Annotated in this window: 22 protein-coding genes, 1 tRNA gene and 1 pseudogene; 8 read left to right on the forward strand and 16 right to left on the reverse strand. The window is 71.7% G+C overall.

Annotated features, from left to right (window positions below):
• Positions 1-838, reverse strand: an 838-nt coding sequence (locus ACWBNA_RS46535) for a DUF2510 domain-containing protein (protein ID WP_482710666.1), incomplete at its 3' end; no start/stop codon positions are given.
• 227 nt (positions 839-1065) lie between these two features.
• Here ACWBNA_RS46535 and ACWBNA_RS46540 point away from each other — a divergent pair.
• Positions 1066-1479 carry an SsgA family sporulation/cell division regulator gene (locus tag ACWBNA_RS46540; protein ID WP_482710667.1) on the forward strand — a complete coding sequence of 138 codons (414 nt, stop codon included), beginning with the start codon at positions 1066-1068 and terminating at the stop codon, positions 1477-1479.
• A 31-nt stretch (positions 1480-1510) separates the two neighbouring features.
• Here the strand turns inward: ACWBNA_RS46540 and ACWBNA_RS46545 are convergent, their stop codons facing one another.
• Entirely contained in the window at positions 1511-2917 is a 1407-nt protein-coding gene (locus ACWBNA_RS46545) for an FAD-binding oxidoreductase (RefSeq protein ID WP_482710668.1), read from the reverse strand.
• A gap of 92 nt (positions 2918-3009) precedes the next feature.
• On the opposite strand from ACWBNA_RS46545, the gene ACWBNA_RS46550 reads away from it, so the two are divergent.
• Positions 3010-4455, forward strand: coding sequence for a tetratricopeptide repeat protein (locus ACWBNA_RS46550; protein WP_482710669.1), 1446 nt, complete (start codon positions 3010-3012; stop codon positions 4453-4455).
• A 4-nt stretch (positions 4456-4459) separates the two neighbouring features.
• Here the strand turns inward: ACWBNA_RS46550 and ACWBNA_RS46555 are convergent, their stop codons facing one another.
• Both ACWBNA_RS46555 and hppD read right to left on the reverse strand, forming a co-directional pair.
• Positions 4460-5317: a phage baseplate protein gene (locus ACWBNA_RS46555; protein WP_482710670.1), complete on the reverse strand. Its 858-nt coding sequence runs from the start codon at positions 5315-5317 to the stop codon at positions 4460-4462.
• Positions 5318-5353: 36 nt separating this feature from the next.
• Positions 5354-6472, reverse strand: a complete 1119-nt coding sequence (gene hppD / locus ACWBNA_RS46560) for a 4-hydroxyphenylpyruvate dioxygenase (protein ID WP_482710688.1) — start codon at positions 6470-6472, stop codon at positions 5354-5356.
• Between the two features lie 259 nt (positions 6473-6731).
• Between hppD and ACWBNA_RS46565 the strand changes: the two genes are divergently transcribed.
• The 5 genes from ACWBNA_RS46565 (at position 6732) to ACWBNA_RS46585 (ending at position 10973) form a co-directional block, all read left to right on the forward strand.
• On the forward strand, positions 6732-7223 hold the full coding sequence (locus tag ACWBNA_RS46565) for an Lrp/AsnC family transcriptional regulator (RefSeq protein WP_482710671.1): 492 nt from the start codon (positions 6732-6734) through the stop codon (positions 7221-7223).
• A gap of 22 nt (positions 7224-7245) precedes the next feature.
• Entirely contained in the window at positions 7246-7893 is a 648-nt protein-coding gene (locus tag ACWBNA_RS46570) for an ABC transporter permease (protein WP_482710673.1), read from the forward strand.
• Positions 7894-7981: 88 nt separating this feature from the next.
• Positions 7982-9190, forward strand: a complete 1209-nt coding sequence (locus tag ACWBNA_RS46575) for an ABC transporter ATP-binding protein (RefSeq protein WP_482710689.1) — start codon at positions 7982-7984, stop codon at positions 9188-9190.
• Positions 9187-10011 (forward strand): ABC transporter permease, encoded by an 825-nt coding sequence (locus ACWBNA_RS46580; RefSeq protein WP_482710674.1) that lies wholly within the window; start codon positions 9187-9189, stop codon positions 10009-10011. Before ACWBNA_RS46575 ends, ACWBNA_RS46580 begins: the two co-directional genes overlap by 4 nt.
• Positions 10008-10973, forward strand: a complete 966-nt coding sequence (locus ACWBNA_RS46585) for a glycine betaine ABC transporter substrate-binding protein (RefSeq protein ID WP_482710675.1) — start codon at positions 10008-10010, stop codon at positions 10971-10973. The genes ACWBNA_RS46580 and ACWBNA_RS46585 overlap by 4 nt, the downstream gene beginning before the upstream one ends.
• Positions 10974-11054: 81 nt before the next feature.
• Here ACWBNA_RS46585 and ACWBNA_RS46590 read toward each other — a convergent pair whose 3' ends face one another.
• The 6 genes from ACWBNA_RS46590 to ACWBNA_RS46615 form a co-directional block, all read right to left on the reverse strand.
• Positions 11055-11846 carry a S16 family serine protease gene (locus tag ACWBNA_RS46590; protein ID WP_482710676.1) on the reverse strand — a complete coding sequence of 264 codons (792 nt, stop codon included), beginning with the start codon at positions 11844-11846 and terminating at the stop codon, positions 11055-11057.
• Positions 11847-12086: 240 nt separating this feature from the next.
• Complete coding sequence (locus ACWBNA_RS46595) at positions 12087-12731, reverse strand: IclR family transcriptional regulator (RefSeq protein WP_482710678.1); 645 nt, start codon at positions 12729-12731, stop codon at positions 12087-12089.
• Between the two features lie 385 nt (positions 12732-13116).
• Positions 13117-14910, reverse strand: coding sequence for a DEAD/DEAH box helicase (locus tag ACWBNA_RS46600; RefSeq protein ID WP_482710679.1), 1794 nt, complete (start codon positions 14908-14910; stop codon positions 13117-13119).
• A 164-nt stretch (positions 14911-15074) separates the two neighbouring features.
• The gene (locus ACWBNA_RS46605) at positions 15075-15449 is read right to left on the reverse strand and encodes a type II toxin-antitoxin system death-on-curing family toxin (RefSeq protein ID WP_482710680.1); all 375 of its coding nucleotides are present in this window, start codon (positions 15447-15449) and stop codon (positions 15075-15077) included.
• Entirely contained in the window at positions 15446-15658 is a 213-nt protein-coding gene (locus ACWBNA_RS46610; protein WP_482710681.1) for a hypothetical protein, read from the reverse strand. The genes ACWBNA_RS46605 and ACWBNA_RS46610 overlap by 4 nt, the downstream gene beginning before the upstream one ends.
• A gap of 48 nt (positions 15659-15706) precedes the next feature.
• A complete protein-coding gene (locus ACWBNA_RS46615) occupies positions 15707-17146 on the reverse strand; it encodes an MFS transporter (RefSeq protein ID WP_482710682.1) in 1440 nt (479 codons plus the stop codon).
• Between the two features lie 216 nt (positions 17147-17362).
• Here ACWBNA_RS46615 and ACWBNA_RS46620 point away from each other — a divergent pair.
• Positions 17363-17434: transfer RNA gene (locus tag ACWBNA_RS46620), tRNA-Cys, on the forward strand.
• An 89-nt stretch (positions 17435-17523) separates the two neighbouring features.
• Here the strand turns inward: ACWBNA_RS46620 and ACWBNA_RS46625 are convergent.
• From ACWBNA_RS46625 to ACWBNA_RS46650, 6 genes and pseudogenes are all read right to left on the reverse strand, one after another.
• Entirely contained in the window at positions 17524-17778 is a 255-nt protein-coding gene (locus ACWBNA_RS46625; protein WP_482710683.1) for a hypothetical protein, read from the reverse strand.
• Positions 17779-17883: 105 nt separating this feature from the next.
• A complete protein-coding gene (locus ACWBNA_RS46630; RefSeq protein ID WP_482710684.1) occupies positions 17884-19041 on the reverse strand; it encodes an SUKH-4 family immunity protein in 1158 nt (385 codons plus the stop codon).
• Between the two features lie 153 nt (positions 19042-19194).
• Positions 19195-19720 (reverse strand): annotated as a pseudogene (locus ACWBNA_RS46635) (nucleoside/nucleotide kinase family protein).
• Entirely contained in the window at positions 19720-19857 is a 138-nt protein-coding gene (locus ACWBNA_RS46640; RefSeq protein ID WP_482710685.1) for a hypothetical protein, read from the reverse strand. Before ACWBNA_RS46640 ends, ACWBNA_RS46635 begins: the two are co-directional and overlap by 1 nt.
• Positions 19854-22163, reverse strand: a complete 2310-nt coding sequence (locus tag ACWBNA_RS46645; protein WP_482710686.1) for a xanthine dehydrogenase family protein molybdopterin-binding subunit — start codon at positions 22161-22163, stop codon at positions 19854-19856. Before ACWBNA_RS46645 ends, ACWBNA_RS46640 begins: the two co-directional genes overlap by 4 nt.
• The coding region (locus ACWBNA_RS46650; protein ID WP_482710687.1) for a (2Fe-2S)-binding protein at positions 22160-23115 on the reverse strand (956 nt) is incomplete at its 5' end. The genes ACWBNA_RS46650 and ACWBNA_RS46645, both read right to left, overlap by 4 nt.

Genomic DNA, 23115 nt, shown 5'->3' on the forward strand with positions numbered 1-23115 from the left:
GTCCGGCGGAGGGCTGCGGGCGCAGGCCGGCCGCCTCCGCCTCGGCCGCTGTCGCGCCCGTGCTCCCCCGCTGCGCCCCGGCCGCCCCGTGCTGTCGCGCCGTGCGCGGGGAGAGCGCGCGGAAGGTCATGGTGCCGTCGTCGTCGCGGGGGGCGCCGGGGCTCGGGACGCCGGGAGTCGCGGGGGGCGTACGGCCTGTCGTGCCCTGGCCGGAGCCGTCGGCGGAGTTGCCGGCCGCCGGTCCCCCCGGGCCCGCCGTGGCGCGGCGGAAGACGAACGTGTTGCCGGAGGCGACGTCGCTCCCGCCCTTCTCGGCGGGCGGGCTCGTCGCCGTGCCGTCCGTGGCGGCGGAGCGGTCGTCCGGCTGGGCCGGGCCATCGCCGGGCTGTGCGGCATGCGGCAGCCTCGGGTCGGCACCCTGCGGGGCACCCTGCGCGCCCTGCGGTGCGGCCTGCGGCGAGCCCCACGAGACGCGGCGGTCCTGGTCGCCGCCGAAGCCCGACTGGCGGGAACGGTCGGCGCCCCAGGCGGACGCGGGCTCGGGCCGGCTGCCGTGCTGGGCCTCGGCCGCGGAGGACGGGCCGCCGCCGGAGCCCTCGGCCGGGTCCTCGTCGAAGAAGTGTGGGCCGGTCTCCTCGACCGGGGCCCGGCCGGGGTCGGACGCCGGCTGGGCGCCCGACGGTGGGGCGAGCGGCTCGCCGTCCGCGGGGGCCGGGCGGCTGGTGCCCGGAACCCAGGCGGCACCGTTCCAGTACCGGACATATCCAGGAATGGACGGGTCCGGGTAATACCCATCGCGGGGCCTGTCGTCACCGGGGGCCGGGGTTGGGGCGCTCATGTCCGTCGTCCCGTATCTGCTCGGGGGTCAGCTGGGGGCCTCCACATCTATCAGACCGGCGCAACCCCCACCGCCAGTCCCACCGGACCCACTCCTTTTGAGCACCCTCGTGAGGCTGCCGGGAAAAAATTCCGCGAATTCGCGTAATGCTGCGGGCCCCGCCCCCTCTCCACTCGTACGAGCCCACCACAGGGCCCCCGCAAGAGGCGCGAGAGAGGAAACCCGTCATGGACCACACCGTCGTGGAGCGCGAACTCGAACTCAGGCTCATCCTGTCGCCGGAGCGCAGCATCCCGGTCCCGGCCCTGCTGAGCTACCACTGCGACGACCCGTACGCCGTCCACATCACCTTCCACATCAACTCCGACCACCCGGTGAACTGGACGTTCGCCCGCGAACTCCTCGTGGAGGGGGTGTTCCGGGCGTGCGGGCACGGGGACGTGCGGGTGTGGCCGGCCAAGGTGGGCAGGCGCAGCGTCGTCCTGATGGCGCTGAGTTCACCTGATGGTGACGCCCTCCTGGAGGCCCCGACCCCCCAGGTGTCCGCCTGGCTGGAGCGGACGCTGAGGGCGGTGCCCCCGGGGGCCGAGGGTGAGCAACTCGGTATCGACGAGGCGCTCGACCAGTTGCTCGCCCAGTGAACGTGCCGAGGGGACACCGAGGGAACGGGGATCAGAACAGCTTGCCCGGGTTCAGGATGCCCAGCGGGTCGAAGGCCACCTTGATCGCCCGTTGCATCTCCACGCCCACCGGACCGATCTCGCGGGCCAGCCACTCCTTCTTCAGGACGCCGACGCCGTGTTCGCCGGTGATCGTGCCGCCGAGTTCCAGGCCGAGGGCCATGATCTCGTCGAAGGACTCGCGGGCGCGCCGGGACTCGTCGGGGTCCTGGGCGTCGAAGCAGACGGTCGGGTGGGTGTTGCCGTCGCCGGCGTGGGCGACGACGCCGATGGTGAGCTGGTACTTCTCGGCGATCCGCTCGGTCCCCTCCAGCATCTCGCCGAGCCGCGACCGGGGCACGCACACGTCGTCGATCATCGTCGTGCCCTTGACCGCCTCCAGGGCGGTGAGGGACAGCCGCCGTGCGTGAAGGAGGAGTTCGGACTCGGCCGCGTCGTCGGCCGGGACGACCTGGGTGGCGCCCGCGGCCTGGCACAGCGCGCCGAGGGCGGCGAGGTCGGCGGCCGGGTCGGCCGTGTCGAAGGCGGCCAGCAACAGGGCTTCGGTGCTCTGAGGCAGGCCCATGTTCGCGAGGTCGTTGACGGCCTTGACCGTCGTACGGTCCATCAGTTCGAGGAGGGACGGCACGTGACCGGCGGCCATGATCCGGCACACGGCCTCGCAGGCGGCTGCCCCGGACGCGAACTCGGCGGCCAGCACCAGCTGCTCGGGCGGCTGCGGCCTGAGCGCCAGGATCGCCCGTACGACGATGCCGAGGGAGCCCTCGGAGCCGACGAAGAGGCGGGTCAGGTCGTACCCGGCGACGCCCTTCGCCGTGCGGCGGCCGGTGGACATCAGGCGGCCGTCGGCGAGGACGACGTCGAGCCCGAGGACGTACTCCGCGGTCACCCCGTACTTCACGCAGCACAGCCCGCCGGAGGCGGTGCCGATGTTGCCGCCGATCGTGCACATCTCCCAGCTGGAGGGGTCCGGTGGGTAGGAGAGGCCGTGTTCGCCCACCGCGCGGGAGAGCGTGGCGTTGACGACACCCGGTTCGACGACGGCGATGCGGTCGACCGGGTTGATCTCCAGGATCCGGTCCATCCTGGTCAGGGACAGCACGATGCAGCCGTCGGAGGCGTTGGCCCCGCCCGACAGGCCCGTGCGGGCGCCCTGCGGGACGACCGGGACGCGCAGCTCGGTGGCGGTGCGCATGACGTGCTGGACCTGTTCGACCGTGCGAGGCAGCACGACCACCGCCGGGACGCCGGCCGGGCAGAAGCTGGCCATGTCGTTGGCGTAGGAGGCCGTGACGTCCGGGTCGGTGAGGACCGCCTCGGCGGGCAGGCCGCCGAGCAGACGGTCGACGAGGTTGCCGGTCACTTCGTCGCGCGGCCCTTCGATACGGCTCATGATCACAGCTTGACACCGGGGGCCATCGGTGTGAACCCCGTGTACGGCAGCCGCCGCATGGCGGATGGCGGTCTTCGTATTGACGCACAGTGAGCGCCATGGAGAACCAGCGGGAGACTCCGGAGCGGGCCCCGGAGGAAGCGGCTGTGCGGCGCCCGTGGCTCGACAGGCGGGTGCTGATCGTCTCGGTCGCCGGGTGCGCCGTGCTCGGCGGGGTGCTGATGCTGCTGCCCTGGGAGCGGACGGCGACGCGGGCTCCCGCGCCGGCCCCGGGGGCGCAGGCACTGACGGCGGTCACGGCCGGGGTGCCGGCCGCGCTGCCCGACCTGGCGGAGCTGATCGACGATCGCGAGACCCGTGTGCGGGCGCATCCCCGGGACGCGCAGTCCTGGGCGGTGCTCGGGTCGGCGTATGTGGAGCAGGGGCGGCGCACCGCGGACCCCGGGTACTACCCGCGGGCCGAGAAGGCGCTGCGGACCTCGCTCAGGGTCGCCGCGAAGGGGAACACCGAGGCCCTGGGAGGTCTCGCGGCCCTCGCGAACGCGCGCCGGGACTTCCGGGCGGCGCGGACGTGGGCGGAGGCCGCCCGGAAGCTGCAGCCCGGGCGGTGGACGACGTATCCGCTGCTGATCGACGCCCACACCGGCCTCGGCGACTACAAGGCCGCTCATGCCGCCCTGGAGCGGCTGCTGGAGCTGCGGTCCGGGCCGGCCGTGATGGCGCGGGCCGCGGCCGTCTACCGTGACCGGGGCTGGCGTGAGGACGCCGCCGCCCAGCTCGCGGACGCGGCGGCGGGGGCCGAGGCACCGGCCGAGCAGGCGGCGTACCTGGAGCGGGCGGGGCAGCTGGCGTGGGAGCGCGGCGACCGCGAGGTCGCGCTGCGGCACTTCCGGGAGGCGGTGCGCGTCGACCCCGACCAGCGGGCCGCGCAGGCCGGGCAGGGGCGGGCGCTGGCGGCACTGGGCCGGCCGACGGAGGCGCTGAACGCGTACCGGGCGGCCCTCGCCAAACAGCCGTGCCCTCAGTACGCCCTGGAGCTGGGCGAGTTGTACGAGTCGCTCGGACTGAGGCAGGCCGCGCGGGTGCAGTACGACCTGCTGCGGGCGCGGGTGCGTGACGCGGCCGTCGGCGGGGCCGACGAGGAGCTGGTGCTCGGGCAGTTCGAGGCGGACCACGGCGATCCCCGGGTGGCGGTGGGGCGGTTGCGGGCCGAGTGGGCCCGCCAGCCGGGGATCGCGGTGGCCGACGCGCTGGGGTGGGCGCTGCACCGGGCCGGGGAGCACGAGGAGGCGCTGCGGTTCGCCGTGGCGGCGACGGACAAGGCGAAGGGGGGTGGCGTACGCAGTGCGCTGTTCGCGTACCACCGGGGCATGATCGAGCGGGAGTTGCGGCGGCAGGGGCCCGCGCGGCGGCATCTGGAGGAGGCGCTGCGGATCAATCCGTACTTCTCGGCGGTGCGGGCGCGGGCGGCCCGGGCGGCGTTGGCGGAGTTGGGTGAGCCGTCGGCGGACGAGCTGCCGGTGATGGACGCGAAGGCCGGGTGAGCCGTCAGGTCAGGGGCTTGTAGTAGATCGAGAACTTGCGGGCGCCGGGCGCGCCCGAGGCGAGTCCCAGGCACAGCCGGGGCTCGGGGGTCGGGCGGATCGCGAGGCCCTCCGGTTCCCGGTAGTCGAGGGAGTGGCCGGCTCCCGTGCGCTGTTGCTGGACCAGCTTGCCGGTGCGGAGGTCGAGGCAGGACAGGTACGCGTTGCCGCGTTCGGCGGGCGGGTTGGTGCTGTCGTCGTAGGCCGTGCCGGCGAGTTGGTAGACGTGGTCGCCGTGCAGGGCCCACCCCTGGAACGCGATCGCGGGGTCGGGGTGTGCGCCGGACTGGGGGATGTCGGCGATCGGTTCGGAGTAGTCGCGGGCGGCGAAGGCGTCGAGGTCCCAGACGCGGTAGCGGGGCTTGCCGCCCATGCGGTGGCGTACGGCGATCCGGTTCGAGACCGGGCAGATGGAGGGCTGGTTGCTGGTGGAACCCGGTATCGGCTTGCGTATCTTGACGTCCTCACCGGTGCGGACGGCCCCGTCGACGAAGCGGAAGCGGGTGACGCCGCGGCCGTAGCCGCCGTGGGATTCGGCCTCGGTCCAGATCCAGACGGTGCCGTCGGTGGCGTGCTGCACGCCCATGCTCACGCCGTGTCCGAAGCCGTGCAGGTACATGTGGCCGAGGCGGTTGCCGTCGTAGTCGAGCTTGTTCAGGCACAGGTTGCCGGCGGCGCCGCCGCCCCGTCTGACCTGAAGGACGTACAGCCGTTTGTGCACTTCGTCGAAGGCGAAGGACTGCAGGACCGTGGACTCGCGTAACGATCCCTTCTTCCACAGCCAGCGGACGGCCGGCGCGGCCAGGTCGATGCGTTCGTCCACGGTCCCCCCTGATACCGGCGGGGTCCAGGTCCGTCCCTAGAGGTTGCCCCGCTTCGCCTGCTCACGTTCGATCGCCTCGAAGAGCGCCTTGAAGTTGCCCTTGCCGAAGCCCATCGAGCCGTGTCGTTCGATCAGTTCGAAGAATACGGTCGGCCGGTCCTGGACCGGCTTGGTGAAGATCTGCAGAAGATAGCCGTCCTCGTCGCGGTCCACCAGGATCTTCAGCTCACGCAGGGTCTCGACGGGGACGCGGGTGTCGCCGGCCCACTCGCCGAGGGTGTCGTAGTACGAGTCGGGGGTGTCGAGGAACTGCACCCCGCCCGCGCGCATCGTCCGTACCGTGGCGACGATGTCGTTCGTGTTGAGCGCGATGTGCTGGACGCCGGCGCCGCCGTAGAACTCCAGGTACTCGTCGATCTGGGACTTCTTCTTGGCGATCGCGGGCTCGTTGATCGGGAACTTGACCTTGAGGGTGCCGTCGGCGACGACCTTCGACATCAGCGCGCTGTACTCGGTCGCGATGTCGTCGCCCACGAACTCCTTCATGTTCGTGAAGCCCATGACCTTGTTGTAGAAGCCGACCCAGTCGTTCATCCGGCCGAGCTCGACGTTGCCGACGCAGTGGTCGATCGCCTGGAAGGTGCGCTGGGCGGGCGGCTCGACGATGGGGGTGGCGGTGACGTATCCGGGCAGGTAGGGGCCGTCGTAGCCGGTCCGCTCGACGAGCGTGTGGCGGGTCTCGCCGTAGGTGGCGATCGCGGCGAGGACGACCGTGCCGTGCTCGTCCTTCAGCTCGTACGGCTCGGCGACCGGGCGGGCGCCGTGCTCGATCGCGTAGGCGAACGCGGCGCGCGCGTCCGGGACCTCGATGGCGAGGTCGACCACGCCGTCGCCGTGCTCGGCCACGTGCTGGGCGAGGAAGTGGCCCCAGGGGGTGGCGGGCTTGATGACGGAGGTGAGGACGAAGCGGGCGGAGCCGTTCTCGAGCACGTACGAAGCGGTCTCGCGGCTGCCGTTCTCCGGTCCGGAGTACGCGACCAGCCGCATGCCGAAGGCGGTGGAGTAGTAGTGCGCCGCCTGCTTGGCGTTGCCCACGGCGAAGACGACNGTCTCGCGGCTGCCGTTCTCCGGTCCGGAGTACGCGACCAGCCGCATGCCGAAGGCGGTGGAGTAGTAGTGCGCCGCCTGCTTGGCGTTGCCCACGGCGAAGACGACCGCGTCCATTCCCTTGACCGGGAAGGGGTCGGCCTGCCGGGCGGTGTCGGGAGTGTGGTGTGTGGTCTGCGTCATGCCGGAAGCCTCACCCGTCGAAGCAAGGTGCGCAATAGTTTGCGAATATGCTGGGCAATGTGCTCAGTGCAGTGCCCGTTCCTGCGGGCCTTCTGTACAGGATGACCAGCGCCGGGAGGCTGTCGTGGGGACGACCGACGGAATCGACGGGCTCGACGGACGGATCATCGTGCTGCTGGCGCGGGAGCCGCGCATCGGGGTGCTGGAGATGTCCCGGCGGCTCGGGGTGGCGCGCGGGACCGTGCAGGCGCGCCTCGACCGGCTTCAGTCGAATGGCGTCATCCGCGGATTCGGTCCGCAGGTGGACCCGGCGGCGCTCGGCTACCCGGTCACCGCCTTCGCCACGCTGCAGATCCGGCAGGGGCAAGGGGCCGACGTGCGGGCACACTTGGCGACCGTGCCGGAGGTGCTGGAGCTGCACACCACCACCGGCAGCGGGGACATGCTGTGCCGGCTGGTGGCCCGCTCCAACGCCGATCTCCAGCGGGTCATCGACCGGGTTGTCGGTTTTGATGGGATCGTCCGGGCCTCCACCGCGATCGTCATGGAGAACCCCGTTCCGCTGCGGATCATCCCGCTCGTGGAGCAGGCGGCGGAGGACCGGGAACGATCCTGACGGCGACCTGGGGTGAGCGCTGGTGAACTTCTGGGAGTACCTCGGCAACCGCCACCAGCAACTCCTGACGGATGCCTACCAGCACGCGAGCGCCGTCTTCCAGTGCATGGTCGTGGCGACCCTGCTCGGGGTCCTGATCGGCGTCGCCACCTATCGCAGCGAGTGGGCCGGCGCTCTCGCGACGATGACCACCTCGACCATTCTGACCATCCCGGCGCTCGCGATGATCGGTCTGCTCATCCCCGTCGTGGGCCTGGGCGTTCCGCCCACGGTGATCGCCCTGACCCTGTACGGGCTGCTGCCCGTCGTGCGCAACGCGATCGTCGGCCTGCGCGGGGTCGACCCCTCGCTGGTGGACGCGGCGAAGGGCATCGGCATGTCCCGGCTGACGCGGCTGACGCGGGTCGAACTGCCGCTGGCCTGGCCGCCGATCCTGACCGGGATCCGGGTCTCGACGCAGATGCTGATGGGCATCGCGGCGATCGCCGCCTACGCCTCCGGACCCGGCCTCGGCAACGTGATCTTCCGCGGTCTCGGCTCCCTCGGCAGCAAGAACGCGCTGAACCAGGTGCTCGCGGGCACGCTCGGGATCATCATCCTGGCCCTGCTGTTCGACGCCGCGTACGTCCTGCTCGGACGGCTGACCATTCCCAGGGGGATCCGTGTCTGAGACAGCCACGAGCGGGGCGACAGCCACGAGCGGGACGACAGCCACGAGCGGGACGACAGCCACGAGCGGGACGACGACCGGCGCCACCATCGAGCTGGAGAACCTCACCAAGCGGTATCCCGGCAGTCCCGGCCCCGCCGTCGACAACGTCAGCATGGAGATCAAGGCGGGCGAGATCGTCATCTTCGTCGGCCCGTCGGGATGCGGGAAGTCCACGACGCTCAAGATGATCAACAGGTTGATCGAGCCGACCGGTGGCCGCATCCGCATCAACGGCGAGGACGTCACCGACATGGACCCGGTGAAGCTGCGCCGCAAGATCGGGTACGCGATCCAGGCCTCCGGCCTCTTCCCGCACATGACCGTCGCCCAGAACATCGCGCTCGTACCGAAGATGATCGGCTGGCCGAAGGAACGGATCAGGAACCGGGTCGAAGAGATGCTCGACCTGGTCGGACTCGACCCCGGCGAGTTCCACGGCCGCTACCCCCGACAGCTCTCCGGCGGTCAGCAGCAACGCGTGGGCGTGGCGCGGGCCCTCGCCGCCGATCCGCCCGTGCTGCTGATGGACGAACCGTTCGGCGCGGTCGACCCGATCACCCGCGACCACCTACAGGACGAGCTGATCCGGCTCCAGCACGAACTGCACAAGACGATCGTCTTCGTCACGCACGACTTCGACGAGGCGATCAAGATCGGCGACCGGATCGCCGTGTTGCGCGAACGCTCGCACATCGCCCAGTTCGACACCCCGGAAGCCATCCTCACCAACCCGGCGGACGACTTCGTCTCCGGGTTCGTCGGCGCGGGCGCGGCCCTCAAGCGGCTCAACCTCTCCCGCGTACGGGACGTGGAGATCACCGACTACCCGACGGTGACCGTCGACGACCCGCTCCAGGAGATCTTCGGCAAGCTCCGCTCCAGCATGACGAACGAGATCCTGCTGCTCGACCAGCGGGGCCGGCCCTACAAGTGGCTCAGGCGCGGCGATCTGATGCGCGCGAAGGGCTCGCTGGCCCGTGCCGGGACGCTGGTGAGCGACACGGTGACCAGGGACGCCACCCTGCGGGACGCGCTGGAGGCGGTGCTCACCGACAGCTCGGGGCGGGTCGCGGTCACCGGGCGGCACGGCGCGTACACGGGCGTGGTCGACGTGGAGACGCTGATGGACTCCGTGCACGACCTGCTGGAGGCGGACCGGCTGGAGGCGATGGCGCACCGGCACGACCTGGAGGAGCTGCGGGCCGCCCAGACGCACGCCGAGCAGGAGGGCGACGGAGGGGGGAAGAAGGCGTGACCACCGCCGAGCTGGACGAAGAGGGCCGTCAAGAGGTCGATGCCGAAGCCGAAGCCCCTCCGCCGCCGCCGGGCCCCCTGAAGCCACGCGTCACCTGGCAGAAGCTGACGTTCCTGCCCGCCGTCCTCGTCGCCGTGCTGCTGGCGACCTGGCTGTGGTTCCGGCAGGCGGACCTCGACCCGATCTCCGAGAACGCGCTGTCGAACGGCCAGGTGTCGAAGGCGCTGTGGCAGCAGATCGAACTCGTGGCGATCTCGACCTTCTTCGTACTGATCATCGCGATCCCGCTGGGGATCCTCCTGACCCGGCCGGCCTTCCGGAAGGCGACCCCGGTGGCGATGGCGTTCGCCAACATGGGCCAGGCGACCCCGGCGATCGGCCTGCTCGCCCTGCTGGTCGTCTGGCTCGGCACGGGCCAGAAGGCGGCCCTGATCGGCATCGTCGCGTACGCCGTGCTCCCGGTGCTGTCGAACACGATCGCCGGCCTGAAGGCGAACGACCCGACGCTGCTGGAGGCGGCCCGCGGCATCGGCATGTCCCCCGCGGGAGTGCTCACGAGGGTGGAGCTGCCGCTCGCCGTCCCGCTGATCCTCGCGGGCGTCCGCACGGCCCTGGTCCTCAACGTCGGCACGGCGACGCTGGCGACCTTCGGCGGAGGCGGCGGCCTGGGCGTCCTGATCACCACCGGCATCACCACCCAGCGGATGCCCGTGCTGGTCCTCGGCTCGATCCTCACCGTCGCCCTCGCCCTGCTGGTCGACTGGCTGGCGTCACTGGCCGAACTGCTGCTGCGGCCGCGAGGGCTGGAGGTGGGGACATGAGAGGACGGACGTGTCTGCTGCTGGCCGGGACGCTGGTGTCGGCCAGCGCCTGCGGGCTGACCAGCGGCTCCCCGATGGTCGACGACGTACGGCCGGGGTCCATCGGCAAGGGACTGCCGCTCAAGGGCGCCGATCTCACCGTGACGTCGAAGGAGTTCACCGAGCAGCTCATCCTCGGCGCGATCATGGGCATCGCCTTCGAGGCGGCCGGCGCGGAGGTGCTCGACCGCACCGGCATCCAGGGTTCCATCGGCGCCCGCGAGGCGGTCAAGTCCGGCGACGCGGACGGCATGTACGAGTACACGGGCACCGCCTGGATCACGTACCTCGGCAACAGCGACCCCGTCACCGACCCGCGGGAGCAGTGGCGGGCGGTCCGCGACGCCGACCTGGACAACGGCCTGACCTGGCTGACCCCGGCCTCCCTCAACAACACCTACGCCCTCGCGATGAACCGGGCCAACCACACGAGGTACGGCACGAAGACCCTCTCGGACGTGGCCGCCCTGTCCGGGAAGAACCCCGGCGCGGTGACCCTGTGCGTGGAGAGCGAGTTCGCCAACCGCGCGGACGGGCTGCCGGGCATGCGGAAGGCGTACGGCATGAACGTCCCCGCCGGGAACGTCACGCAGATGGACACCGGGATCATCTACACCCAGGCCGCGAAGGGCGGTTGCACGTACGGCGAGGTCTTCACCACCGACGGCCGCATCAGGTCCATGAACCTCGCGGTGATGCGGGACGACAGGAAGTTCTTCCCCAACTACAACGCGGCCCCCGAGATCAACACCAAGTCCCTGAAGAAGTGGCCCGCGATCGCCGGCGTCCTCGACCCGATCACGAAGAAGCTGGACAACGCCGTGGCCCAGGAGCTGAACGCGAAGGTGGACGTCGGCGGGGAGGACCCCCACCAGGTGGCACTGGACTGGCTGGAGAAGGAGGGGTTCGTCAAGGAGGGGTGAGCACGTACGGACCGAGCGGGAACGTGAACGGACTCAGCGGGTTCGCCCTGAGCGGGTACGAACCCCCGGCCGGTCATTCGGTCAGCAGCTCGGTACGGAGCCCTTCCCGCTCTCCAGCGCCGTCAGCGCGTTCACCGCGCCCTTCAGGGTGGTCACCGGGATCAGCCTCAGGCCCTTGGGCAGCTCGGACTTCGCGTCCGAGCACTCGTCCTTCGGCACCAGGAACACCGTCGCCCCGTCCCGTCGCGCGGCCTGCGTCTTCAGGGCCACTCCCCCGACCGCGCCGACCTCGCCCTTCGCGTCGATCGTGCCCGTGCCCGCGATGGTGCGGCCGCCCGTGAGGTCGCCCCCGCCGCCGTCGCCGTCCAGCTTGTCGACGACACCTAGGCTGAACAGCAGACCGGCGCTGGGGCCGCCGACGTCGGCGAGCTTCAGGGTGACCTCGATGTCCCGGTCGGCCAGGTCCAGGTAGTTCAGGGCGGCCTCGGTCGCGGCGTCCTGGGACTCCTTCATCTGCTCGGTGTTGTGCTGCTCGATCTCCTTGACGCTCTGGCCGCTCGGATAGACCGCGTCGCGCGGCATGACGGCCCGGTCCGTGGCGAACCAGGCGTCAAGCACGTCCCCGAGGGAGACGTCGGTGTCCGGATTGGTCGCCTCGATGGTCGTCATACGCAGCTGACCGGACGTGTCGCGGGTCCGGGCGCCGGAGATCGTGATCACCGGGGTGCCCTCGTTCTCACCCAGGACGTTCGCCGTCATCCCGGGCTGCGTCAGCGAGAACGGCAGCGGCGCGAAGACCGCCGTGGCGAGCAGGGCCACGACAGGCAGGGCGCATACGGCGACGGCCCGGGGGCGCGTGAGGCGAGAGAGCACAGGATCAATCTAACGCGACGCACATTCCCACCCCTGGCCCGGTCAGCCCCACCGCTCCGACGCCTGCGTACCGCCGTAGCTGCGGGCAGTCGTGCCGCTGCGGCGAGCCATAACTGCGGGCAGTCGGGCCGCTGGGGCGGCACGGGTGGGCACAGCGGCACACCGCAAGCGCGGGGTGAGCGAACCCACCCGACGCACAGCGCACCCGCACCCGCACCCGCTCAGCGCACGCAGCGCACGTCAGCGCAAAGCCTCCGCGACCTCCCGCGCCGCATCCACCACCCGCGGCCCCACCCGTTCCGGCACCGCATCGGCCAGCATCACCACTCCGACGCTGCCCTCCACCCCCGTGACCCCGATCAAAGGCGCGGCCGCCCCACTGGCTCCCGCCTCCAACTCCCCATGCGTCAAGGTGTATCCGGCGTCGCCCACGGCCGCCTGCTGCCGCGCGGCGAGGATCGCCCGCCCCGCGGCCCCCCGGTCCAGCGGATGCCGGAACCCGGCCCGATACGCCACGTGGTAGTCCGTCCACGTCGGCTCGACCACGGCGACGGCCAAGGCCTCCGCCCCGTCCACCAGCGTGAGATGCGCGGTCGCCCCTATGTCCTCCGCCAGCGATCGCAAGGCCGGCAACGCCGCCTCACGCACCAGCGGATGCACCTGGCGGCCCAGCCGCAGCACGCCGAGCCCGACCCGGGCGCGACCGCCGAGGTCACGCCGTACGAGCGCGTGCTGCTCCAGCGTGGCGAGCAACCGGTACACAACGGTCCGGTTCACGCCCAGTTTGTTGGATAGCTCGGTGACGGTCAGCCCGTGGTCCGTATCGGCCAGCAGCTTGAGGACGCGCAGTCCCCGGTCGAGCGTCTGAGAGGTCTCCGCGGTCACGACGCCCACTCCTCCAAGTGGTGAGGTCGGCAGCCCCCTGGCTGGTCGGATGCGTCACCGAGTCCCGTCGGCGACGCGCTTCAGAGGCCGCCGATCGGCCGGCGGCCCGGCCAGTTGCCGGACCGCGTCGCTTCACGGCTGCGCTCCGCGGCGGCGCTGCCACGGGGCGTATGCGTAGCCGGACAGTAGCGAAGGCGGTTCGCTGAGCGGAAGGCTACGTCCAGAATCCGGGCACCGGCCGGTGGGGACTGATTCCTTTTGACCGCATACGTCCGGCGCACAGCACCCGGCGTACACCACACCCGCACAGAGCGCGCACGCCGCAGCGCACGCCTCCACCGAGGCGAGCACGTCCGACGTACCGAGGAGGCGACCGCGACCCGCGTCACCGCATCCGCGTGGCCCACTCCTGCACCTTGGCGATCCGCTGCCGCAGCTGCCCGGCCGTGGCCTCGGCGCTGGGCGGCCCGCCGCAGACCCGCCGCAGCTCGGTGTGGATCACGCCATGAGGCTTGCCGCTCTGATGGACGTACGCGCCGACCATCGTGTTGAGCTGCTTGCGCAGCTCCATCATCTCCTTGTGCGAGACCACCGGACGCCGCTCCGCGGGCAGTTCCAGCAGGTCGGCCTCCTCGTCCGGCTTCTTGCGGCTGTGCGCGATCTGCCGGGCCTGCCGCTTCTGGAGGAGGAGCTGCACCTGGTCGGGTTCCAGCAGCCCCGGAATCCCGAGGTAGTCCTGCTCCTCCGCGCTTCCCGGGTGGGCCTGCATGCCGAACTCGGCGCCGTCGTAGAGGACGCGGTCGAAGACGGCCTCGGACTCCAGCGCCTCGAAGGAGAACTGTTCCTGCTCGCCGGTGTCCTCGTCCTGCTCCTTGTTCGCCTCCTCCATCTCCTTCTCGGACTCGGCGTACGGGTCCTCCTCGCCCTCCTTCTTGGGCTTGTCGAGGGCGTGGTCCCGCTCCACCTCCATCTCGTTGGCGAAGGTGAGGAGGTCGGGGACGGTCGGGAGGAAGACGGAGGCGGTCTCGCCGCGGCGCCGGGACCGTACGAAACGCCCGACCGCCTGCGCGAAGAAGAGGGGGGTCGAGATGGTGGTGGCGTACACACCGACGGCGAGGCGGGGCACGTCGACGCCCTCGGACACCATCCGCACCGCGACCATCCACCGGTCGTTGCTGCTGCTGAACTCGTCGATCCTGTTGGACGCCCCGGCGTCGTCGGACAGCACGAGGGTGGCCTTGTCGCCCGTGATCTCCCGGATGAGCTTGGCGTAGGCCCGGGCGGAGTCCTGGTCGGAGGCGATGACGAGGGCCCCGGCGTCCGGGATGGCCTTTCTGACCTCCGTCAGCCGCTGGTCGGCGGCCCGCAGCACGCTGGGCATCCACTCGCCGCGCGGATCCAGCGCCGTACGCCACGCCTGGCTGATCGCGTCCTTGGTCATGGGCTCGCCGAGCCGGGCGGCGATCTCGTCGCCGGCCTTGGTCCGCCACCGCATGTTGCCGCTGTAGGACAGGAAGATGACGGGCCGCACGACCCCGTCGGACAGGGCCGACCCGTAGCCGTACGTGTAGTCGGCCGCGGACCGCCGGATCCCGTCGTTCCCCTCCTCGTACGCCACGAAGGGGATGGGGTTGGTGTCCGACCGGAAGGGCGTACCGGTGAGCGCGAGCCGTCGCGTCGCCGGTTCGAAGGCCTCCAGACACGCCTCGCCCCACGACTTGGAGTCGCCGGCGTGGTGGATCTCGTCGAGGATGACCAGGGTCTTGCGCTGCTCGACCCGGTTGCGGTGCAGCATGGGCCGCACGCCGACACCGGCGTACGTGACCGCGACACCCTGGTAGTCCTTGCCGAGCGGGCCCGCGCTGTACTCCGGGTCCAGCTTGATCCCTATCCGGGCGGCCGCCTCGGCCCACTGCTTCTTCAGGTGCTCGGTCGGCGCGACGACGGTCACCTGCTGGACCACGTGGTGGTGCAGCAGCCAGGACGCCAGCGTCAGCGCGAACGTCGTCTTCCCGGCGCCGGGTGTCGCGACGGCGAGGAAGTCACGCGGCTGCTCCTGGACGTATCTCTCCATCGCTCCCTGCTGCCAGGCACGCAGCTTGCCGGCGGTACCCCAGGGGGCGCGGCCGGGGAAGGCGGGGGAAAGGTGGTGGGAGGAGGAGGCGGCGGTGGTAGTCACGGTCTCCGTCGTTGGTCGGGCGGCTCGGCGAACATCTGGGTCGGACGGCTCGGTTGCTGGGCCGTTGGGCTACTGGGCTGGGTATGACAACCGGGCCACCCTACCGGCGGCCCGGTGGTGTCAGCGTGCGGACAAGGCCGGGCAGCCCATGGGTGGGACCCACGTCACAGCAGTCGCAGCCGCCCCGCGATCACGCAGACCTCGCTCTCGTCCCCGGAGGCGACATCGATGACCAGGTCGTACGCGGTGTCCTGGTCGCAGCCTTCGAGATCGACGCCGTTGACCGCGAGGAAGGTCGCGGCGGCGAGCCAGGCGGTGCGCTTGTTGCCGTCGACGAGGGGGTGGTTGGTGGCGATGGCGTGGAGGAGCGCGGCGGCCTGCTCGTAGAGGTCGTCGTAGGCCGCCGTGCCGAACATGCGGGCGCGCGGCCGGTGCACGGCGGAGGCGAGCAGTCCCGGCTCCCTGGCCTCGGGTGCCCGCCCGCCGAAGGCGACCTCGGCGAGTGCGGTGACCTCCGCGACGGTGAGGTGCCGTGTCATTCCCCGAGCCTCTTCAGCAGATCGGCGTGCGCCGAGGCGAGCCGCTGTCCGGCGGAACGCACGCGCCGGGCCTCGTCGTCCAGATGTCGCCGTACGGCCTCCCGCGCGATGTCCTCGGGGAGGCGCCCGGTGGCGTCCGCGAGGTCGTCGAGATCCCGCCGCACCTCGGGCGGGAGGGGGACGGTCAGGGGGAGGCCGAAGTCGTGCATGCCGGTCAGGATAGGAGGGCGCCCGGGAACCGGCGAGCTCATTACGGCTCAGCGCTCTCGCACCCGCGTGGTCACCCAGGCACCCACCAACGCCACCGCCGCCATCGGCAGGAACACCGCGGCGAAGGCCGCCGGATGGCTACCGGACGCTTCGGTGGCCGCGTGGCTCACCGTCCCTCCGCCCAGGGCCGCGAAGGCCGCGCCGCCGATCGCCAGCAGGATGACGTTGGACAGGCCGTCCGAGATCTGGAGCGCGGCGGAGTTGGTGCCGGCCTCCTCGGGGGCGGAGAGGTGGAGCAGGAGCACGCTGGTGGAGGAGATCACCAGGCCCATCCCGAAGCACCCGAACGCCCAGGCCACGGCGACGGTCCAGGCGGGCACGGCCGGGATCAGCACACTCGGCGCGGCGGCGATCGCGGCGGCGACCAGCACCATCCCCGCCGTCATCAGACGCTCCCGGTACGGCTCCACCCGCTGCCGCGACTGCACCCACGACCCCAGTGCCCAGGTCCCCCCGCCCGCCGCGAGCGAGAACCCGGCCAGCGTCGGCGACAACCCCCGCTGGGTGACCAGCATCAGCGGCACGAACGACTCGGCGGCGATGAAGGACCCCGCCGCGACGCCTCGCAACAGCACGACGGAGGGCAGCCCGCGCGCCGCCCGGTACGTGCCGCGCGGCAGCAGCCCGAGCACGGCCGGCACGAGCAGCGCGATGCCGGCGGCAGCGAGGAGGAGGGAGAGGGGGCGCAGGTCCTGGGCCGCGTACTGGAGGAGTCCGGCGCCGAGCGAGATCCCGAGGGCGAGCCGAATGCGCCGCCGGTCGACCGAACCGCTCCCCGCGTCCCTCTGCACCGCCCCGGACGTCCGCCGCCGTATCCGCGGCAGCGCGAGCGCCAGCGGAAACACCACCAGCACCGGAACCCCGACGAACACCCACCGCCACCCCAGATGCTCGGTCACCGCCCCCGAGGCGAGCGGGCCCACGATCGACGGCACGACCCAGCTCGCCGCGAACGCCGCCATGATCGCGGGTCGCAACCGTTCGGGATACGCCCGCCCCACCACGACGTACAGCGCGACGATCACCAGCCCGCCCCCGAGCCCCTGCACCGCCCTCCCGAGGATGAACAGCCACATCACCCCGGCCGTCCCGGACAACAACAACCCCGCGGCGAAGGCCCCGATGCCGGCGGTCAACGGCCCGACCGGTCCCCTGCGGTCGGACCACTGCCCTGAGAGCACCATCCCGAACAGAGAGGTCGTGAAGTACCCGGAGAACGCGAACGCGTACAACGACACCCCGTCCAGCTCCCGCGCGGCAACCGGCATCGCCGTACCGACCGCGGTCGCCTCGAAGGCGATGAGCAGCACCACGGAGACGATCCCGACACTGAGCGCGCGGTACGGCCGGCTCAGCACGGTCTCGTCGACGGCGGGCAGGTCAGAGGTGTCCACGACACCGTTGTCGCGCGGCTCCAGAACGGTCATGGTCGCCAGCGTAAGGGCCACGAAGGCGTTTGACCCCTGTCGGGAGAAGGGCCCGACCCGAGACCTTGGTCGTACGACCACCCCCCGCACCCGCCCTTTCATGAACGGCGTGTGGCAGTCCCGTTGCAGCGCCCGCGATTCCCTTGAGCCCTCTTCCCACCCCGCCGTACGGTCGTCTCACCAAGTCCGGAACGGAGCACCACGCTCCACCGACACGGCCGTATGCCCGAGTGGTTCAGGGGCTCGCCTGCAAAGCGAGTTACGTGGGTTCGAATCCCGCTACGGCCTCTGACGGCTTCACCAGGCAAAGCAAAAGGGCGGCACCCCCGAAGGGGGACCGCCCTTTTGGTACTCCGTCTCGATTTCCGCCTCCTCGGCTATTTCACGTTGTGAGAGAACCAGCCGTGGGAGCAACTGCCGCACCTGCCGTTACTGCCACGGGTCCATCCCTCGCACGCGATGCAGGCCAGGCAGTTCAGTATGTCCGTGCCATCCCCCAGCCCCGCTCTCTCCAGGCGGTACAGCACCTTTTCGTGCACCTCGTCCAGCTGAGGTTGCAGCCTTTCCAGATCGTCCGCGTTCTCCTTGAGCGCCTTCTTCTGCACGTCGGTCAAGTCAGTGTTGAGGTCCACCGTCTTCCCTCGTTTCCCACTCGAGAAGCCGTGCATCCACACCGATTGTCACTCAAGCGAGACAGGGAGGCATCCGGAGCAATTACCGGATAACAGTCAACTCTTTCACAACGCCCCGCCCGCCTCGCCGCGGAACCGCTCCGTCCAGTAGTGCCGCCCCGGCGGTGTCGTCGTACCCGTCGGGTCGACGGTCGACAGCACCTGGATCATCGTCGCGGCCAGTTGGTCGCGGGTCTCCGCGGTCAGGCCGTTGGACGGGTCCTCGTCGATGGCGCGCTCCCGGTGGAGCAGCCAGAGGGTGAAGCCCAGGGTGGAGATGTCCGTGTTGAGGGGGTGGAGGGTCGCCTCGGGCTCGCTCCAGTTCAGGACCGCGCCCGTCTCGCCGTCGATCACGAGGCTGTTGTCCTCGACGAGGTCGCCCAGGCGTATCAAGTGGGCGGCTCGGTCCGGGAGTTCGATGGAGGGGTCCTCGGCGTAGTGCTCGGCCAGTGTGGCCAGCGGCACGTCGGTGTCGAGGTGGAAGAGGAACGCGTCCTCGGGCAGGCCGGTCTCGCGCAGGAAGCGGCGGGTCGGTTCGTGTGTGAGGGTCGCGGGGAAGTCGACGTCCTCGAAGCGGGCGACCTTGCCGCGGCCGTACTCCTGGTCGAGGAGGCGGGCCGGGAGGTCCAGGGCGAGCCCGGCCCGGGTGCCCGGTCCCGCGACCAGGGACAGCGGCCGGATCAGGGCGGCCATCTTCCAGAACGGCGGCACCTCGCCGCCCGTCCCCTCCTTGAACACGGCCAGCAGCTGCCGCGACGCCTCCGCCACGGAATTCGGCCCGAACCGACCGGCGTAGGACGCGAACTGCCCCCGCAGCGCGGCCAGTTCGTCCGTCGCCGTCGCGAACCTCACCAGCCGCTCCAGCGAGGGCGCGAGCGGGCGACGGCCCATCGGGCCGGGGCGGTCGTGGAGAAAGTGCGTCGTGGAGACCTCGCCGGTCGCACCGTCCAGCAGGACCGACTCCGTCTCCAGGCCGCCGGGCCCCAACAGCCCGCCTATCACCAGCTGTTCCCACAGATCCGACACCGGACGGTCCATGCCGCCGGTCGAGTCCCCCACCGTCCGCAACCCCTCCCGGCGCAGTTCCGCGAAGGTGAACAGGCCGCTGTCACCCGGCAGTCCGGGACCCGTCAGCCAGCGGCGGGTCGACGCGTGTGTGACGTACGGATCCAGCTCGGCCTCGGTCAGCGTGATCGTCGCCGGGCCGGCGTCGCTCGTGCTCATGTGTTCCCCCGCATGCGCTTCTCTCACGGTCCCCGCGCAGGGCACGCACAGCCGACCGATTCCGGTGGCCGTCCCAGCCGTCCCCCACTGCCCAGAACACTACGTGCCGGCACTGACAACGCCCCCGGACCGAACCCCCCGTACCAGGAGACGTCAGACCACCCTCCCGCGTTCCCATCCGGCGAGGATCTCCGTCACGGTCTCCGTCACCGTCAGTCGCGAGGAGTCCACCCGCAGCCCGATACGCGGCGTCCGTGCCCGCGGTACCCCGTCCAGCTCCTCGACCGTCCAGGCCCCGTAGCCCGTCTTCGCCCGCCCCGCCTCCCGCCCCGCTACGGCCTGAGGGTCCGGCGCCAGGACGATCACGCGCAGCGGGCGGGTGCGCACCAGCCGGACGTACGCCGCGAGGTCCGCGCCCAGCACCACGTCCTGCCCCACCGCCGTGAATCCGGCTTCCGCGTACGCGTCCGTGGTCGCCGCCGACAGCCGGTACCGCAAGCGGAGTCGGGCCTCACCCTCACCGCCGGCGCCGGGCTCGTACTCCGCGCCCGGACACGATCATCCGCCGGAACAGGTCGCCGCGGACATGCGCCGCCCTCGGCAGGCTCTCGGCCAGCGCCTGGGCGACCGTCGGCTCACCGGCCGCCATCACCCCGGTGACCAGCACGACTCCGCGCATCACACGAGGTGGACGCCGCCCAGTACCACGACGATCGCCGCGAGAATGAACAGCAGGACCCACATCGCCAACTTGCCCACGCCCGGCGCGGGTTCGTAGCGCGGCCGCTCGTCGGTCGCCGGCTCCGTCGTGCTCACGGTGCCGTCACCACCGCGGCCTGCGGCCGGATCGGGAGCCGGTTGACCGGGCGGCCCGTCGCGGCGCGTACCGCGGAGGCGATCGCGGCGGGGGACGTCACGACCGGCACCGCGCTGACCGCCTTCGCCCCGAAGGGAGCGACCACGTCACGTTCCTCGACCAGCTTCACGATCCGGATGTCCGGCGCGTCCAGGGCCGTCGGCAGGGCGTACCCGGTGAGGTCGGGGTGGCGGATCAGCCCGCGCGCGCTGCGCAGGTTCTCCGTGAGGGCGATGCCCACGCCCTGCGTGACGCCCCCCTCGATCCGGGCCACCAGCTGGGTCGGATTCAGGATCCGGCCGACGTCCTGGGCGAGCGCCAGCTCCACCACACGCACCGAGCCGAGTTCGATGTCGACGTCCACCACCGCGCGGATCGCGCAGAACGCGAGGCCCACGAAGGCGTCGCCCTGGCCGGCCTCGTCCAGCGGCTCGGTCGGATGCGGGCGGCACTGGGCGGTCGCCCACAGTTCCTTGCCGTCCATCGCCTCGGTCACGGTGGTCGACAGGACGCCGTCGTACGAGGTGATCTTGCCGTCGGTGATCTGGAGGAGCTCGGTGGACATGCCGAACTTGTGCGCCAGGGGCTGCAGAAGCTGGGTGCGGACCATCTTCGCCGCCCGCTCCACCGCTCCGCCCGACACCCAGGTGTGGCGGCCGCGGCAGCCCGGACCGGCCGGCGGCTGGTCGGTGTCGACCGGGGCCACATGGACCTCGTCGATGCCGAGGGTCTCCTGGACGATCTGCCGGGCCAGGGTGGTGAAGCCCTGCCCCGTCTCGACCGCCGCGCACAGCACCGTCGCCACGCCGTCCTGGACCCGGACCGTGGCCGTGGAGACCTCGTCCGCGCCCTCCGCGCCCAGCATGTGCACCATGCCCAGGCCGTAGCCGACGCCGCGGCGCACCGCGCCCGGCTCGCCCGCGCCCTCGGGGCCGCCGGGCAGCAGCCACTCGTCCTCGGGGGTGTCCTTGGGAAGGGTGGGCAGGGGGTAGTCCCGTACGGCCTGCAGCAGTTCGGCGACGGGCGCCGGGCAGGTCACCGTCTGGCCCGTCGGCAGGACGTCTCCGGTGGCCATCGCGTTCTGCAGGCGCAGCTCAGCCGGCTCCACGCCCAGCTTCTTCGCCAGCTTGTCCATCTGCGCCTCGTAGGCGGCGCACACCTGCATGGCGCCCTCGCCGCGTACATGGCCGGAGGGCGGGTTGTTGGTGCGTACGGCCCAGCCCTCGATGAACGCGTTCGGCACGACGTAGGGCCCGCAGGCGAAGGAGACCGCGGCGGCCAGCGCCTCCGACGAGGTGTCCGCGTAGGCGCCCGCGTCCAGGAGGATCTGCGCCTCGACCTTCACGAGTCTGCCCTCGGCGTCGGCGTGGTGCCGGTATCTCAGGAGGGTGGGGTGCCGGTGGGTGTGCCCGAGGAAGGACTCTTCGCGCGTCGCGGTGAGTTTCACCGGGCAGCCGGTCTTCAACGCCAGGAGGCCGAGCGGCAGTTGGAAGCCCTGGTCCTCGCGGTCGGCGGTGGCGCCGGGCACGCCGGTGACAACGACCTTCACGCGCTCGGGCTCCAGGCCGTAGCAGGCGGCGGCCGTGTCGCGGTCGGTGTGCGGGTCGGTGGAGGCCACGTACAGCTCGACGCCGCCGTCGGGGCGCGGCACGGCGAGGCCGGCCTCGGCGCCGATCGGGGCGGGGTCCTGGCGGCCGATGCGGTACAGGCCCTCCACGACGATGTCGCCGGCCGCGTCCGGGTCGCCGTGGCGCAGCGGGATGTGCCGGATCAGGTTGCCGTCGGGGTGCAGGGGCTCGGCCTCGAAGGCCCGTTCGGGGTCGGTGACCGGGTCGAGGACCTCGTACTCGACGATGACGGCGGCCGCCGCCATGCGCGCGGTGTCGGGGTGGTCGGCGGCGACGGCGGCGATGGGCTCGCCGTGGTGGCGTACGACCTCGGAGGCGAACACCGGGCGGTCGGCCTTGCCGCGGCCGTGGACCGGGCTGCCGGGGACGTCCTCGTGGGTGACGACGGCTCGTACGCCGGGCATCTCGCGCGCGTGGGTGGTGTCGATGGACACGATGCGCGCGTGCGGGTGCGGTGAGCGCAGTACGGCCGCCCACAGCAGGCCCTCGGCCCACAGGTCGGCCGCGTAGGGGAAGGTGCCCTCGGTCTTCGCGCGGGCGTCGGCGGCCGGCAGTGCGGCTCCGAGGCCGTGCGGGATCGGTTCGGGGGCGGGGGCTGCCTCCGCGGCGGTGGTCGCGGTGGCCGCTTCGTTGCTCACGCCTGGCCTCCGTCCTGTCCCTGTCCGTTGCCGTACGAGTGGTCGTGCCGTTGGGCCGGTTCGAACGCCGACGGGTTGACGCCGCCGGCTCCCGGACCCGCCTGGTGCGGAATACGCGCTTCGTCCGCGTCCGTCTCATTGTCCGCCGCGGAATGCGTCTCGCGTTCCGCGACGACCTCCTTGACGGCTTCCACGACGCCCCGGTAGCCGGAGCACCGGCACAGGTTGCCGCACAGCGCCTGGCGGGTCTCCATCTCGTTCGGCGCCGGGTTGCCCTCCAGGAGGTCGTGCAGGGTCATCGCCATGCCCGGCACGCAGAATCCGCACTGCACCGCGCCGCACCTGGCGAGCGCCCGCTGCACGTCCGAGGGCTGTCCGTCGACGGCCAGGCCCTCGACGGTTCGGACCTCGCTGCCGGCCGCGGTCACGGCGGGCACCAGGCAGGAGGCGACGAGCCGGCCGTCGACCTGCACGTTGCAGGCCCCGCACTCGCCCTGCGAGCAGCCGTCCTTGGCACCCGCGAGACCGAGCCGCTCACGCAGCACGTACAGCAGGGACTCGCCGATCCACGCGTCGGTGACGGGACGGTCGACGCCGTTGACGCGCAGGACGTAGGAGGCGAGGGGGTGTTCCTCGCCGGTCGGCGCAGGGGCGACCGCGTCGTCGGGAGTCTCCGCGGTTACGGCCGTCCCGTCGTCGGCGTCCGCCTCGACGGCGGGCTCGGCGGGCGGCTCCGCGGCCCCGTCAACGGCCTCAGCGGCCCCGTGGGCCTCCTCGGGCGTCCCGGCGGCTTCTGACGCCTCGCCGCCCCCGTGAGCGACCTGTGAGGCGGCTCCGGCGGGTTCGGCGGGCGGCTCGGCGTACGGCGGCTCCGCGGGCGGCTCGGGGGCGTGCGAGCGGGGCTGCTCGTGGTCGTGTCCGGCCGGGCCGGGCTCGACGGGAGCGGGCGCGT

It is taken from the genome of Streptomyces sp. Q2 (assembly GCF_056820935.1).